Here is a 14,698-nt window from a genome sequence, read left to right as displayed (position 1 = left end):
GAGGCTGAGCTCCGGAGGGGGTTCGCGCCATGGATCCGCTTAGCTAGCAGGATCGGTCCAGCCATCCGCGGTGCAGCCGTTCGAAAACGCCTCCAGAGATCGAGAAGCGATAGCAACGGTCCGCTCGAGTTACTCTCTCGGGACCGCACGGGCATCGCGGGCGGCCTCGTTGCGATGCCGTGATCGGCCGGATTGCCTCTTCGGCGTACGGCTGGGGACCCGGTTACGGTTACTACTGCGGCCCGAGCCACGATAGCGGCGGCTATTATGGCGGCCCATACGCCTCCGACTACGGTACGACGAGCCATCACTGGGGCGGCGGGTACACCAGGGCCTACTACACGGCACCCGTCTCCTACGGTTATCGCTATCGCCGCGTCGTCCGCCCGGCCTACGCCTATACCGCGGCTCCTCTCCGGTCGTTCGGCACCGCTGGCATCGGCCCTATCGACACTGGTGACGAGTCCCCGTTCTGTCGCGTGATAGCGGCCGACTGGCCCAGTGCTTTCCGGGCCAGTTAAGGGGGGTGGCCCCCTGATCGGGTCAGAGAAGGAGGCATGATCGCGGAGCGCGCGAAGGGGCGTAGCCGCCGTTGTGGGTAATGGAACTTAGAGGAGAGGGCACCTTCGCCAGCAAAGCCTAAATAGACGCCCCCGCAGTCGCGATTTGTTATGGTTTTTTGCGGGAACCCAAAATATAAATCGGAAAGCTGCCTCTTATTTTGGGTTCCAATGAAACGTAGCGATCTCAGCCACACGATCCGCGAGCCCTGAAAAGGCTACCGTCGCCCTACGACTCCCACTACGGGATCGTGCCGCCGCCCCCCCGAGGACGGCGTGTTCGTCGGCCGGGCGATGAAAGCCCTGGAAGCCGCTCAAGCGGCCTTCGGCAAGGTCGACGCCATCGCGGCGCAGATGAAGAACCCCTACATCGTCAGCCGGGTCCTTCCCAGACGCGAGGCAGTTAGTTCCTCCTGTCAACGGCGCACGGAATCCCCTCAGAAGCGGCACCGCAAAATTCCCCAGTTGGCGGGATGGCGATCAGCCGTCGACGTGATCAGCACCTCCGTCTTTTGGTGGCCGGCCCCGGCGTTTCAGGGTCGGGGGAATGGGGTTCGCGGTTGCCTGCGTTTTGTGTCGGATTGTCTCGGGGATGAGATCAGCATGTTCGCGTAGGCGATAGCTCGAGCCCTCGATTTGGATGACGACGGCGTGGTGAAGCAGGCGATCGAGCAGCGCGGTAGCGACGACGGAATCGCCGAAGATCTCTCCCCACTCGGCGAAGCCGCGGTTCGAGGTTAGGATCATAGCGCCTTTTTCATATCGCGCGTTGACGAGCTGGAAGAACAAGTTGCCGCCACCGGGAGTGACCGGGAGGTAGCCGATTTCATCGAAGAGCAGCGCGAACCGGCAGTAGTAGCGGATCCGCTCGCGCAGAGCGCCGTCACGTTCGGCCTTGGCGAGGGAGGCGACGATATCGGCGAGGGAGCTGAAGTAGACGCTGCGCCCTGCCTTGACGGCCTCCACGCCGAGAGCAAGGCTCAGATGGGTCTTGCCGGTTCCTGGTGGCCCGATGAGATGGACGGCCTCGGCGCGATTAATGAACTGCAATCCGGCGAGCGCCAGGACGCGGTTTTTGTCGAGTGACGGTTGGAAGGCGAAGTCGAAGCCGGCGAGCGTCTTGATGGCCGACAATTTGGCCATTTGAACCGCCATTTTGATGCGACGGTTCTCGCGCATCGTGAGTTCTTCGGTGAGCAAGGCGTCGATGGCGTCGAGGGCGCTAATTTCGCCGCGTTCGAGGCCGCGCAGGGTGACGTCGAGGATTTCCAGGGCGCGCGGCATCTTCAGACTGACCAGGTTGGTCTTGACGCGCTCGATGACGGAGGAAGCACTCATCATACGATCTCCTGGGCTGCCAGGCGGCGGCCGACGGCCGCGTAGAAGTCAAGTGAGCGACGAACGGCGTGGTCACCGGCGCGCGTGAGGGTGACGGGTTCTGCACTGCCTGGACGGCGTCGGCCGAAGCTGGCGAGCTTGCGATGTGCCGGATCGAGCCGCTTCTGGCCCCGACCTTCGAGCGGGGCATGACTTGCCACCAGCACGCTGCCCTCGAAGACGCGGATTTCGTCAGCGAGGACATGGACGTCGAAGACCCGCCGCCGCGTCGTATCAGGCACGCTATACAGATTGCCGCCGACGCTCACCATGCCTTCGTGCGAGGCCCGTCGCTCCAGATGCAACACCGCCCGATAGGGCGCGCTCGGCAAGGCTTGCAGTGCCGCCTTTTCCTCGGCGAAGGCCTCATTGACGACCCGATGGGTCGTGGCATGCACCCGCGGATTGGCGACGGTATCCAGCCAATGGCGGAGCTGGCCGTTGAGGTCGTCCAGATTGCGGAAGACCCCGCCGAGGAAGAAGTCCTCGCGGATGTAGCGGAACGGCCGCTCGACCTTGCCTTTTGTCTTGGGCCGATAAGCCCGGCAAGCGCGCGGCTGGAAGCCATAATGGCGAGCGAGATCGACCAGCGCACGGTTATAGACCACGAGCCCCTCGGCGTCCTCGTTAAGGACAGCGGTCTTCATGCGGTCGTAGAGGATCTCGCGCGGAGCGCCGCCGATCGCTTCCAGAGCGGCGATATGGCAGCGAAGTACTGTTTGCAGGTCCTGATGGACAACGAACCGCGCCCAGATCAGTCGTGAGTAGCTGAGCACCATCGAGAACAGCCAGACGATGCGCTTGACCCCTGGTTCATCGATAAACTCGACCTCGAACCTGGCGAAGTCGACTTGCGCCTGCTCACCTGCTGGAGCTTCAAAACGCACTTCGAAGGCTGCCGGCTGGGTAGGCCGCAGCTCGCGCACGCGATCGCGTACGATGCTGTAGCCGCCGACGAAGCCGCGTTCCTTGAGCTCACGCCACAGCCGCACGGCGGTGAGCGCAGGATAGGCAGCCAGCCGCTCACGCAAGTAGGCTTCGAAGTGGTCGACAATTCCGGGCCGCGCCGCTCGCTTTTTGTAGACCGGCGGCTCCAATCCTTTGGCGATGTAGGCCCTGACTGTCTTTCGGTCGACACCAAGTTGCCGGGCGATAGCGCTGACCGACAGACCTTGGCGATGCAAATCCAGGATCATGACAAGTTCCCCAAGTTTGAGCACCGCGCCCTCCCTTCCGCCTGCAGGAGGAACGTCGGCGATTCGACGCGCCGGCCGACCGTCCAGGGCACGCCCTGGCCGGTCGGCCGCCACGAAAACTGGGGAATTTTCAAATGCCATAAGTGGGGAGAATTACTCCGCCACTCACACCTCCTCCATCGAGGGCACCCAGAGTCACTCTCGACGAACTGCTTTCGGTCGAAGAGACGGGCGACGACGACGCCCGGGACGAAGCGCGCCAGGTCCGCAACTACGCCGTTGCCTTGGACGGATTCATCCCGCGAGCCACCAAGAGCGGCTACGGCGTCTTCACGATGGACCTGATCAAGGACCTCCATCGCGCCGTGATGAAGGACGATCCTGACTACCAGGACATTCCCGGCGACCTCCGCACGGGCGTCGTCTGGATCGGCGGAAACAAAGACATCGCATATTCCAGTTTGAATCCTCCGCCTCCTGCGGACGTCGCCGATTGCCTCGCCCAAACGGTGGATTACCTACGGAACGAGGGAATGCAGCAGCTGACGCAAGGGTTCATTACGCGCATGGCGATCGCGCACACCCATTTCGAGGCGGTACACCCCTTCCGCGACGGCAACGGACGCGTCGGCCGTCTTCTGCTTCCGCTCATGATGGCGGCGGAGAGGCACGTGCCTCTGTACCTTTCGCCTTACATCGAAAGCAAGAAGGGCTCGTACTACGCTTCGCTCAAGGACGCTCAACAGCGGCTCGACTGGGAGCCCATCATCACCTTCATGGCGGACGCCGTCACCGGAACCGTCGAAGAACTCATCCGAACCAGGACGGCACTGTCTGAATTGTCAGACCGAAACGGATCCGCGGCTATCCGCGCCTTGGACGAACTTCACAACTATCCCGTCCTGACGGCGAAGCGCCTTGGCCAACTGCTCGATGTGTCGCCCGCGCAAGTAAATCAGGCCATTGGCGGCACCATCATGAACAGCATGATGCCGCTGCCGCTGATGGACTTGTCGATCATCATCGGCCCCTGCATGATCACCGGCAGCATCATCAGCAACACCAGCACCACTTCGGCAGGATAGATTGTAGCGCTGGCCTCTACCAGCGGCTACTGGCGGTCACGGATCGCTTGCGATCAGCTCAAACCTACTATCTCACTCTTCGCGGCGTTAATGTTTAGCTTCGGGCCCGCCGCCGACTTCCCCTGATCTAGCATCGATTTACGAAATCGAATCGTTCTTAAAGCCCGGAATCGAGTCGCTCTTACAGCCCGAGCGAGTCGCTCTTAAAGTAGACCAACACACACTCTCTCTTCTCTTCTTCTCTGATACTCTTAGTGGCCCGGCAGATCGCAAATTCGTTCAAATTTACAAGCGCTTGGCAGTTGGGTGGTAATCAAAAAGCTTCATGGAGGCGATTGAGCTTTTTAACGCGTGATTACCACCAACTTGAGGACCTGTTGGCCTAGTTGCCTGCGGTCTATCCCCGACGGAAGACGATGGAATGCTATTCGATTTTGGCGAATATCTTTACGCTGCCGCCAACGAGAATCTCCCTGATGCCCGTCGGCGCATCAGTCCAGTACGACCTCGCGGTAGCGACGCTTGTGTCGACGAAAGCGCCTTGAGGGAGGTTGGTTATTGCGTCGTAGTTGCCCGCGTGCGTGCTTACAGTATCCTCGACCTCAACCTGGTAAATGCTTTCGCCTTTTCTGAACCGGTCGCGGAACGCCTTCGCGCTTTCTATGTCTTCGGTGCAGAACACACAGTTCAGTCGGCTTGGTGCATCGGGAGCAGTCAGTTGTCTTGCTGCTTCGAGCGCAACTTCAACTCCCACGATTTCAGCGTCTTTGACATTGCCATAGCCGCGAAAGCCTGTCCCTTTGCCGAATTGCCGAGTTTGCTTTCCCCAATTGCCCGGTGCGATGCTGTCGCCAGGTTTCCAGGCACCGGCGCCGACGTGATAAAATTTTCTCATTCCTGCCTGCTTCGAATCGTGTGCTAGCCACCAGCGGCGGCACCTCGACCATTTACGGCGCGGGCGATTCGAAAGGATATCCTTGGCGGAGGACCATGACGACTTACCCGCAGAAAATTACTTTCGGCGAGCTGCGCGAATCCGGCGTCCGCGACGTGCTGATCTATTCCCGTGACCACCGCTGCAGCCATATTGCGAATCATGCCAGCTTCTGGTGAATCGCTAAACTGGCTTCCTCTCGGGCATTACCCATAATAAAGATCCCGGCCAAGCACCTCCCTAAGGGGGGATGCGCAGTCGATTTTTCCTCGTTATAACCGCTTTGGTTGTACAAATCGGACGTTTCTCGCCAGACGATGGACAAAAAGAGCCTCACAGAGCGCGACATCTGCACCAAGTTCATCCTGCCGGCCATCAAGCGCGCGGGCTGGGACGAGATGCTGCAGGTGCGTGAAGAGGTCTATTTCACCAAGGGTCGCATCATTGTTCGCGGTAAGCTAGTAACACGCGGCAGGGCAAAGAAGGCCGACTTCGTCCTCTATTATAAGCCAAACATTCCAATCGCGCTTATCGAGGCCAAAGACAACAATCACAGCATCGGTCACGGTATCCAGCAGGGCCTTGATTATGCCGCGACGCTGGATATTCCCTTCGTGTTTTCTTCCAACGGTGACGGCTTTGTCTTTCACGATCGGACCGGCCGGAGCGTTCCGCTTGAAGCGAATCTCAGTCTTGACGCCTTTCCGTCGCCCGCCGAGCTGTGGGTTCGCTATCGCGCCTGGAAGGCCTAGACGCCGAGGCCGAACAGATAGTGCTTCAGGATTATTACGACGATGGCAGCGGTGAGGCCAAACGTTACTATCAGGTCACCGCGATCAATCGCACCATCGAAGCCATAGCGAAAGGGGCAAACCGGGTTTTGCTCGTTATGGCTACAGGAAGTGGAAAGACCAGAACCGCCTTTCAAATCATTTGGCGGCTGTGGAAGGCGGGCCGCAAGAAACGCATCCTGTTCCTGGCCGACCGCAATGTGCTGATCGACCAGACGATGGTGAACGACTTCCGCCCGTTCGGCCCGGCGATGGCGAAGCTTTCGACCAACGCCAAGACCATCGAGCGGCAGGACGGGACCAAGGAAGACCTGACCCTGGCGCTCGACAATAAGCGCCGCATCGATACCGCCTTCGAGGTCTATCTCGGCCTCTATCAAGCGATCACCGGTCCGGAGGAGCGCCAGAAGCTCTATCGCGAGTTCTCGCCCGGCTTCTTCGATCTGATCGTGATCGACGAGTGCCATCGCGGCAGCGCAGCCGAGGATTCGGCATGGCGCGAAATCCTCGACCATTTTGCCGGCGCGACTCAGATTGGCCTTACCGCCACGCCAAAGGAAACCGAATACGTCTCCAACACCGATTATTTCGGCGAGCCGGTCTTCACCTATTCATTGAAGCAGGGAATTAGCGACGGCTTTCTCGCGCCCTATAAGGTGGTCAAGGTTCACATCGACCGCGACGTAGAAGGCTATCGTCCGGAGCTCGGGCAACTCGACCGCGACGGCAACGAGATTGAAGACCGGATTTACAACAGCAAGGATTTTGACCGGAACATCGTGCTTGACGATCGCACAGTACTGACCGCGAAAAAGATCACCGAGTTTCTCAAAGAAAGTGGCGATCGTTACCAGAAAACTATCGTTTTCTGCGTCGACGAGGAACACGCGGCGCGAATGCGGCAGGCGCTCGTCAACGAGAACGCCGACCTGTTCGCGCAGAACCAACGCTACGTCACGCGCATCACCGGCAGCGATAAGGAAGGCCAGGATCAGATCGGCAACTTCATCGACCCGGAATCAAAATATCCCGTACTGGTCACAACGTTGCGACTTCTCTCCACTGGCGTGGATGCGCAGACCTGCCGACTGATCGTGCTCGACCGCGCGGTAGGCTCCATGACCGAGTTCAAGCAGATCGTCGGACGCGGTACCCGCGTTCATGAGGACACGAGGAAATTTTACTTCACGTTGATCGACTTTCGCGGCGCGACTAGCCATTTCGCCGATCCGGACTTCGACGGCGATCCGGTACAGATTTACACGCCTGACGAAGACGATCCGATCACGCCACCCGACGACATGCCAACGGCGGCTGATGGCGTGGGCGCGATCCAGTCGACCCCTGGCGAGGACGAGATCATCGTCGATCAGCCGGGCTTTCCGCTGGCAGCCGGTGGAGGCCAACGCAAGATTTATGTCGATGGTGTCGGCGCCGGCATCCTCGCCGAGCGCGTCGAATATCTCGACGAGAACGGCAAACTCGTCACCGAATCCCTGCGCGATTTTACCAAGACGGCCCTGAAGAAGCGCTTCGCCAGCCTTGACGATTTCCTCAAGCGGTGGAAGTCAGCTGAGCGCAAGCAGGCGATCATCGAGGAGCTGGAGGCCGATGGCCTGCCACTCGATCCCATCGCCGCGGAGCTTGGCAACCTCGACCCCTTCGATCTGATTTGCCACATCGCGTTCGACAAGAAGCCGCTGACGCGGCGCGAGCGGGCCGAGAACGTCAGAAAGCGGGACGTGTTCACCAAATATGGGCCGCAGGCCCGCGCCGTGCTCGATGCGCTACTCGAAAAATACCACGACGAAGGCGTGCTCAATCTCGATGACGCCAACGTGCTGAAGGTGACGCCCTTCACTACGATGGGCAGCGTCGTCCAACTCATCAAAGCGTTCGGCGGCAAGGAGGGCTTCGAAAAGGCCGTCCATGAAATGCAGGACGCGCTGTATCAGGAGACCGCATAGGCAATGATCATCCGCACGACCGTCAAATCAATTCAAGACATCATGCGCCAGGACGTGGGCGTAGATGGCGATGCGCAACGGATCAGCCAACTCACCTGGATGTTCTTCCTCAAGATCATTGATGATCAGGATCACGAACTTGAGTTGACCAAGGACGGTTATCGGTCACCGATCCCGAAAGCGTTTCAATGGCGTAACTGGGCGGCGGATCCCGAGGGTATCACCGGCGAGCCGCTGCTGAACTTCATCAATGATGAGCTATTCCCGGCACTTAAAGAACTCAAGCTCACCGGCAAGCCGGGTGACCGGCGCCGGGTGGTGCGGGACGTGTTCGAGGACGCCTATAACTATATGAAATCCGGCCATCTCATCCGGCAGGTACTGAACAAGATCAATGAGATCGACTTCAACAATCTCGACGAGCGGCGGCATTTTGGCGAGTTCTACGAGCAACTGCTCAACGATCTTCAATCGGCCGGCAATGCCGGCGAATATTATACCCCGCGCGCCGTCACTTCCTTTATGGCCGACCGAATCGATCCGCATCCAGGCGAAATATTGTTCGATCCCGCCTGCGGCACCGGCGGCTTTATCACCTGTGCCATCCGTCACATGGAGAAGAACTACGTTCGCACGCCGAAGCAACGCGAAAAGATGCATGATGCCCTTCGCGCAGTGGAGAAAAAGCCGCTTCCTCACATGCTCTGCGTGACCAACATGCTGTTGCACGGCATCGAAGACCCGAGTTTTGTGCGCCATGGCAACACTTTGGCCCGGCCGCTGATTTCATGGTGCAAGGACGAGCGGGTAGATATCGTCTTGACTAATCCTCCGTTCGGTGGCCGCGAGGAGGACGGTATCGAAAACAACTTTCCAACCTTCCGCACCAAAGAGACAGCCGACCTTTTCCTCGCGCTGATCGTGCGCCTGCTAAAGCCAGACGGCCGCGCTGCCGTAGTGCTGCCGGATGGCTCGTTGTTTGGCGAGGGAATCAAAACACGGCTAAAGGAGCATCTGATGGAGGAGTGCAACTTGCACACCATCGTCCGTTTGCCCAACTCCGTATTTAGGCCGTATGCGTCGATCGGAACGAACCTACTGTTCTTTGAGAAGGGCGCACCCACAAAGGATGTTTGGTTCTACGAACACCGAGTGCCAGTAGGCCAGAAAGCCTATTCGATGACGAAGCCGATTCGGCTGGAGCACTTCCACGATTGCATGGCTTGGTGGGGCGGCAAGGAGCGGAAAGGCCGCAAGGAAACCGCGCATGCATGGCTCGTCACCGCCGATGAGATCAAGGCACGCGGCTACAACCTGGACATCAAGAACCCCCACACGATAGCAGACGATCACGGCGATCCCGAAACGCTATTAGCTGATCTCGTCGCCGCCGAAGCCGAGACGGTGGGCCTGCGCGACCAGTTGAAGGCGATCCTCAGCGAGGCATTGGCCCGATGAACGCTGAACGCCTGCTGACGCACTATCACAAGATCGCCGACGCGCCTGACGCGATTGCCCGCCTGCGCGGCTTCATTCTAGATCTGGCCATACGCGGCAAGCTTGTGCCCCAGAATGCCGTTGATGAGCCTGCATCGGAACTCCTGCTGCGAATTGCAGAAGAAAAATCTCGGCTGGTGAAAGCAAACAAGATTAGAAAGTTCAGTGAGCCAGTAGCGGTTGCTTCGGATGAGCAGCCATTCGACATTCCGCGAGCTTGGCAATGGGTCCGACTCGGGGATATCGTAACCAAGCTCACAGACGGAACGCATCATTCTCCACCTAACAAAACCACGGGCGACTTCAAATATATCACGGCAAAAAACATTAAGAACGACGGCGTACTTCTCGATGACGTCACCTATGTATCACGAAAGGTGCACGAAGAGATGTTTGCCCGATGCGACCCTGCGAGGGGCGATATCCTGTACATAAAGGATGGCGCAACCACTGGCGTAGTCGCAATTAACAATCTAGATGAGCAATTTAGCATGCTCTCAAGCGTGGCTTTACTCAAGCTACCTGCATGCATATTCAACAGGTTGCTCGTTCAGTTTCTTAGATCGCCGTTCTTCTATGATCAGATGCGTGGCTTCATGAAAGGTGCTGCAATCACGCGTGTCACCTTGAAGCGAATGGGACCAGCCCTTATTCCTCTGCCGCCGCTGGCCGAACAACACCGCATCGTGGCTAAGACTGATGAATTGATGCAGTTGTGCGACTAGCTGGAGGCGGCGCGAGAAGCCCGCGAATCAGTGCGCGACCGGCTCGCAGCAGCGAGCCTCGCCCGCCTTGAATTCCCCGACAACGATACTTTCCATGATGACGCTTGCTTCGTGCTTGAGAATCTCGCGGCTCTGACGAGGCGCTCTGACCAGATCAAGCGACTTCGGGACACAATTCTAATGCTTGCTGTTCGTGGAAGGCTGGTATCGCAGAACCCGAAGGATGAAGTACTTACTGGATCTTTGATTCAGAGGTCGAAGCCACGTAAGGTTGATGATGCCGAAGTCACCCTCAAAGTGAACGCTGCTGAATCTGCAAGCAACCGTGGGCAAATACCCATATCGTGGCGTTGGATGACAACAGACAATCTGTGCGAGTCGATCGTGGATTGCCCGCACTCAACTCCAGTATTTGTGCCGAACGGCGTCATCTGTCTTGATACCAACAGCATAAAAAACGGAAAGCTGATCTCTTACAAAGTGCGGTATGTATCGGAGGCCACGTATTTTGAACGAGTTAAGCGTCTTGTGCCGCGAGCAGGTGATGTGGTTTTTGCGAGAGAGGGCAGTGTCGGGGATTCCTTCATCATTCCCGAAGGAATGAGATGTTGCCTCGGACAGAGAGTGATGCTTTTTCGTCCCACCACAGCAGTACTACCCAGGTACTTCAGCTTGGCGCTTTCCGAACCGTCATCCTTACTTAGATTGCTCGATCTGCACAAAGGAATTGGAGCAAAGCACGTCAACGTTTCGGATATGAGAAAAGCTTTAATCCCCCTTCCCCCTCTCGCCGAACAACACCGAATCGTCACCAAGGTTGATGAGCTGATGGTGTTTTGCGATCGGCTAGAGGCGAGCCTCTCGACCGCCGCGCGCACCCGCCGGCGTCTACTTGACGCGCTGCTGGCCGAAGCGCTTGCGCCGGCCGAAGATCGTAAATTGGAGGCAGCGGAATGAAGCAGGTAAAGCTCTAGCCGGCCCGGAATGATGGCTGAGCCCCGCTACCACTGGGCGTCTAGGCTAGAGCCACGCGTGAATCCAGCCCCCGCGTTTCTTCGCATTCGCGGCTTGCGGCGTTACGGGCTGCGGTCCTGGTTCCTGCATCTCGCCGACCTTCCAGCGTTGCGGCTTCGCCTCATATTGGGGCGGCCGCATCACCATTGGCTTCGGCTCGATCTGCTCTATCGGGCCTAACAAATCCAACTCCGGGTAAAACGCGGTCCCCTGTCGTTTTTGCCCCAAGGTCAAAATGCCTCGACCGAGCCCGAAACGTGACTTGCCGTCCTCAAAGATACCCTAGCGCAAATTCAAACAATACATTCGCGCTTACAAAAGCAGCATAGTCTTGAAATGAATCTGATTTGTTCTTGTCACCGAAATCACACACGCTCTTCACTGCAAACGGACTAGGCTTAGGGTTGGCTGCATATTCAGCTGCACAAAGAGCCGCATAGATTTCCATTTCTATACCTCGCAAATCCTTATGCGAATCTATCAGCTCCTTCATTTTTCTTGCGCTCTGCAAAACAGTTGCTCCAGAAGCGACCGCTCCAACATGCACCGCGATCTCTGTGTCCGGCTTTGGACCTTGCCACTTGGCCCTTATCTGGGCGAGCAAACCTACGTCGCGCCTGAAGTCATGGGCCTTTAGGCGAAGGCTCTCGTCTAGTCGATGCTGATAGGGCGCGCTCTGCAACTGCTGCTTCGAGGCCGACTCCACGATCTTTCCACTCCCCCAATCCCAACTTGGATCAGCGAAGATCGCATCGCCTAGTCTTACACGTCCTGCAATTCCAGCGCATATTCCAGCCATAGCAAGGTATTTCGGGCGAAATGCCGCTATCATCTTTGATGCCGTAACCGCCGTGAGAGGCATACCCTTGTTCGGAGCTGCTACGACCGCTCTTGGCGATACAACCGACACGTCGGCCTGGATGATGCCCTCCGAGCGGAGCCTCTTCAACCGTCGTTGGCACGCGGTAGGAGAAAGCCCGGCCATCTCACCAATCACATCTGAAGTTAGACGGTTATTCTTCTGCACGATCTCGAGAATGCGGGCATCTATCCGGTCGTACTGCATAATCACCTCCAGCCTGAGACGAATTTCGCCGCGAGATGACCACTCCGCGCAGGAAATCCTCGAAGGTGAAAAATACGACGAAATCTTCCGTGACAAAGGCCCAATTTGAATGGGTGTTGTCGCATGGGACTATCAAAGTAGGGATGAGGAGCCTTGTCGTCGGCATCTGCGGCAAGGCAGGGAGCGATGCCCCAACGCCGAACTTTCGGATGAGATCCAGGTCTTCGTTTTCGATAACGATGTGAACCAAAGCGAAGCTAAAACGCAACAGAGCCCTGCCGCGGGATAAATCATGCGGAAAGGCATATCGATCGAGGTTAACCAGCCACCCGCCCGCTGACGAGCGCGCGGCTTTCCGCCGTTTTGCTGCTGAGAGGCGAACCTTTGGGTCGACTTCGTCCCGCCAGCCCGATGAGAGCTTTCTCCAGCGGCGTTCCTGTTAGCCGTTGGCGCAAGCTCGTTAGCTGGAAGACTGCCGCTGGTCAGCTTTTCCTGCTTTAGTATCTGCATTTTGCAAAGGTCGACCGTGCATGCCGTGCATGTTGTTCTCTGCTCTTGCGACCGCAGCTCGTTCTTCGTTGGTCGCCCGCCCGAACTCGCGTGTCTCGTCGCCCAACCCCCGGAGCTGGCTCAACTCAAACAAATAGTGTGCGTTCCCCGTGCGCCTTGCTCCAAGCTGGATTTGGTCTAATGCGCGCTGGCGCCATTCAATGGCGCCGATCGGAGGGCGATGTCGCGACCGCGCATAGCATTGAGTCGCAATGTACGTCGCTGCCTTCGACGGTAATGCTCTGTGTGGCACTCCAAATCCATGAAGCGAAACGTCGTCTTGTCTTAACCCGACATCTCGTCGCCTCATCTGCCACAACCGCCTCGAAGTCCTGGATGGATGCAGCAATCGGACCATTTTTCTGAACCGGTCAGCTTCCCGAAAGTTAGATCGGCCATCCTAGTACAGTGTGGAGACATCTTGTGGCTGATCTGCCACTGCACCGAACGCAGACATCGCCGACGGAGGTTACGAGATGGTTCGAATCCATGACACGCTCGACATCGCAACGTTGGATTCCGGCAGTAAATCAGGCGCGCGCGACCCAGCAAGATGAAACCATAAGCCAGGTGGCCTTTGATCAGCAGCTAGACGAGAGACGCAAGAGCAACAAGCTAGTGCAGGTCCGACCATCCTAGGGTATCGGACGAGAGCCGTGATGCCGTCGACGAGCAACCCGAGTTGAATCTGGTCGTCATCTCGAACCGCATTGCACCTTTCGATCCCAATAAACCCCAGACCGGCGTGCTCGCAGCGGCCCTCGAGCCGGTGGTGGAACGTTCCGGCGCGATTTGGATGGGCTATTCCGGGACAAGCGGGGACGGGATCGAACGGCCCCTGCCACTGGTTCCGACTGGTGCAGGCCACGTCGCCGGGCTCGAGCTGCCGGCCGCGGACCATCCTGGCTACTACTGAGGTTATTCGAATTCAACGCTGTGGCCAGCATTGCACTCCCTGCCGGACCGGATGTCGGGTTTGGAAGACGATTATGACAGCTATCGAAGGATCAACGACTTCGTCGCGCGCGCGGCTTTCGACGTGCGAGATCGGGACGCATTCTGGGTGCATGATTATCATTTGCTTCCGCTTGGGGCCGATCTGCATGACCTTGGCATTGAGCGGCCAACCGGCTTTTTCCTGCATACGCCATGGCCCGCGACATGATAAGTGCGTACCCAAACATCGCGAACTGATGAAGTCGATGCTGGAGTACGATCTGCTGGGTTTTCAGACGAACCGGGATCTCAACAATTTCCTGGCCTGCCTCCGAACCCATTGTGGGCTGGAGAGCAAGGATGGGTCGTAGCAACGGAGCGTAGCCAGACGCGACTTCAAAAATCCCCCATCGGTATCGATCCCAAGCAGTTCGCAGATTATCTTGCGGCAGACCTCTCACCCGCCGAACAAGGAAAGATCTCGTTGTTATTGAAAAACTTCGAGGGCGCCAAGTTTGCCATCGGCGTAGACCGCCTCGACTACGCGAAGGGTATCGACAAGCGGGCCGAAGCGTTCAACCGCCTTTTAGCGGCCGAGCCGGGCAGCATCTCGCTGTTGCAGATCGCGCCGTCGTCTCGCGCCGACGTCGAGGAGTATCAGAAGTACAAGGAGGACGTAGAGAAGGATCAACCACGTCAATGCCGAGCATGGCACAGACGGGTGGAGCCCGATCCACTACACCAATGACTCGTTCAGCCAGGCTGTGCTCTCGCGTCTTTACCGCGCGGCATATGTAGGTGTCGTCACGCCGCTGCGGGAGGGCATGAATCTGGTAGCAAAAAATATGTTGTTGCTCAAAATCCAAAGAATCTCGGCGTTCTAGAAGCCTGGAGGAATTGAAGACGACCCCCTCTGCCTTCGATGCGTCGAACCATGTCGTGGAGCAGCTCGAAGCCACTTCGCGTGATGGCACGTCAATTCCGTATTTTCTGGTACGGCC

General features: G+C 57.9%; 13 protein-coding genes and 2 pseudogenes. 10 read left to right on the top strand and 5 right to left on the bottom strand.

Annotated elements, in window-relative coordinates; genetic code table 11:
* Positions 1-1,040: 1,040 nt before the first annotated feature.
* Both istB and istA read right to left on the bottom strand, forming a co-directional pair.
* Positions 1,041-1,901: an IS21-like element helper ATPase IstB gene (istB, locus tag XI03_RS21505; RefSeq protein ID WP_442869731.1), complete on the bottom strand. Its 861-nt coding sequence runs from the start codon at positions 1,899-1,901 to the stop codon at positions 1,041-1,043.
* A complete protein-coding gene (gene istA / locus XI03_RS21500; RefSeq protein ID WP_271593242.1) occupies positions 1,898-3,157 on the bottom strand; it encodes an IS21 family transposase in 1,260 nt (419 codons plus the stop codon). The genes istB and istA overlap by 4 nt, the downstream gene beginning before the upstream one ends.
* A 260-nt stretch (positions 3,158-3,417) precedes the next feature.
* Here istA and XI03_RS21495 point away from each other — a divergent pair, with 260 nt between their 5' ends.
* On the top strand, positions 3,418-4,218 hold the full coding sequence (locus tag XI03_RS21495) for a Fic family protein (RefSeq protein WP_271593241.1): 801 nt from the start codon (positions 3,418-3,420) through the stop codon (positions 4,216-4,218).
* Between the two features lie 424 nt (positions 4,219-4,642).
* Here XI03_RS21495 and XI03_RS21490 read toward each other — a convergent pair whose 3' ends face one another.
* On the bottom strand, positions 4,643-5,113 hold the full coding sequence (locus tag XI03_RS21490) for a DUF2441 domain-containing protein (protein ID WP_271593240.1): 471 nt from the start codon (positions 5,111-5,113) through the stop codon (positions 4,643-4,645).
* Positions 5,114-5,208: 95 nt separating this feature from the next.
* Between XI03_RS21490 and XI03_RS21485 the strand changes: the two genes are divergently transcribed.
* The 5 genes and pseudogenes from XI03_RS21485 to XI03_RS21460 all read left to right on the top strand — a co-directional run bounded on the left by XI03_RS21485 (position 5,209) and on the right by XI03_RS21460 (position 11,089).
* Entirely contained in the window at positions 5,209-5,331 is a 123-nt protein-coding gene (locus XI03_RS21485; RefSeq protein WP_271593239.1) for a hypothetical protein, read from the top strand.
* Positions 5,332-5,469: 138 nt separating this feature from the next.
* A pseudogene (gene hsdR, locus XI03_RS21475) lies at positions 5,470-7,910 on the top strand (EcoAI/FtnUII family type I restriction enzme subunit R).
* A gap of 3 nt (positions 7,911-7,913) precedes the next feature.
* Positions 7,914-9,368, top strand: a complete 1,455-nt coding sequence (locus XI03_RS21470; RefSeq protein WP_271593236.1) for a type I restriction-modification system subunit M — start codon at positions 7,914-7,916, stop codon at positions 9,366-9,368.
* Positions 9,365-10,132, top strand: a complete 768-nt coding sequence (locus tag XI03_RS21465) for a restriction endonuclease subunit S (protein ID WP_271593235.1) — start codon at positions 9,365-9,367, stop codon at positions 10,130-10,132. Before XI03_RS21470 ends, XI03_RS21465 begins: the two co-directional genes overlap by 4 nt.
* A 30-nt stretch (positions 10,133-10,162) precedes the next feature.
* Positions 10,163-11,089, top strand: a complete 927-nt coding sequence (locus XI03_RS21460; protein ID WP_271593234.1) for a restriction endonuclease subunit S — start codon at positions 10,163-10,165, stop codon at positions 11,087-11,089.
* A 328-nt stretch (positions 11,090-11,417) separates the two neighbouring features.
* On the opposite strand, the gene XI03_RS21455 is transcribed toward XI03_RS21460, so the two are convergent.
* Both XI03_RS21455 and XI03_RS21450 read right to left on the bottom strand, forming a co-directional pair.
* Positions 11,418-12,056, bottom strand: a complete 639-nt coding sequence (locus XI03_RS21455) for a phosphorylase family protein (protein WP_271593325.1) — start codon at positions 12,054-12,056, stop codon at positions 11,418-11,420.
* Positions 12,030-12,212 (bottom strand): annotated as a pseudogene (locus XI03_RS21450) (winged helix-turn-helix transcriptional regulator); the annotation flags it as partial. The gene XI03_RS21455 and the pseudogene XI03_RS21450, both read right to left, overlap by 27 nt.
* A 1,231-nt stretch (positions 12,213-13,443) precedes the next feature.
* On the opposite strand from XI03_RS21450, the gene XI03_RS21445 reads away from it, so the two are divergent.
* From XI03_RS21445 to XI03_RS21430, 4 genes are read left to right on the top strand one after another with little or no spacing between them, the layout of a single operon-like run.
* Positions 13,444-13,677 (top strand): hypothetical protein, encoded by a 234-nt coding sequence (locus XI03_RS21445; RefSeq protein WP_271593233.1) that lies wholly within the window; start codon positions 13,444-13,446, stop codon positions 13,675-13,677.
* A gap of 60 nt (positions 13,678-13,737) precedes the next feature.
* Entirely contained in the window at positions 13,738-13,926 is a 189-nt protein-coding gene (locus XI03_RS21440) for a trehalose-6-phosphate synthase (RefSeq protein ID WP_271593232.1), read from the top strand.
* A gap of 3 nt (positions 13,927-13,929) precedes the next feature.
* Positions 13,930-14,445, top strand: coding sequence for a trehalose-6-phosphate synthase (locus XI03_RS21435; protein ID WP_271593231.1), 516 nt, complete (start codon positions 13,930-13,932; stop codon positions 14,443-14,445).
* Entirely contained in the window at positions 14,384-14,581 is a 198-nt protein-coding gene (locus XI03_RS21430) for a trehalose-6-phosphate synthase (RefSeq protein ID WP_333936134.1), read from the top strand. Before XI03_RS21435 ends, XI03_RS21430 begins: the two co-directional genes overlap by 62 nt.
* Positions 14,582-14,698: the final 117 nt, after the last annotated feature.

This window comes from Bradyrhizobium sp. CCBAU 65884 (assembly GCF_028128835.1).
Taxonomy (GTDB): Bacteria; Pseudomonadota; Alphaproteobacteria; order Rhizobiales; family Xanthobacteraceae; genus Bradyrhizobium; species Bradyrhizobium ottawaense.
Note: the sequence above shows the minus strand (reverse complement) of the source record. Positions and strands in the feature narration are given on the sequence as shown.

What these genes read in the sequence shown, in the direction of transcription:
- istB (WP_442869731.1), bottom strand. Translation starts at nt 1,901, where the DNA reads ATGATGAGTGCTTCCTCCGTCATCGAGCGCGTCAAGACCAACCTGGTC.
- XI03_RS21490 (WP_271593240.1), bottom strand. Translation starts at nt 5,113, where the DNA reads ATGAGAAAATTTTATCACGTCGGCGCCGGTGCCTGGAAACCTGGCGAC.
- XI03_RS21485 (WP_271593239.1), top strand. Translation starts at nt 5,209, where the DNA reads ATGACGACTTACCCGCAGAAAATTACTTTCGGCGAGCTGCGCGAATCC.
- XI03_RS21470 (WP_271593236.1), top strand. Translation starts at nt 7,914, where the DNA reads ATGATCATCCGCACGACCGTCAAATCAATTCAAGACATCATGCGCCAG.
- XI03_RS21465 (WP_271593235.1), top strand. Translation starts at nt 9,365, where the DNA reads ATGAACGCTGAACGCCTGCTGACGCACTATCACAAGATCGCCGACGCG.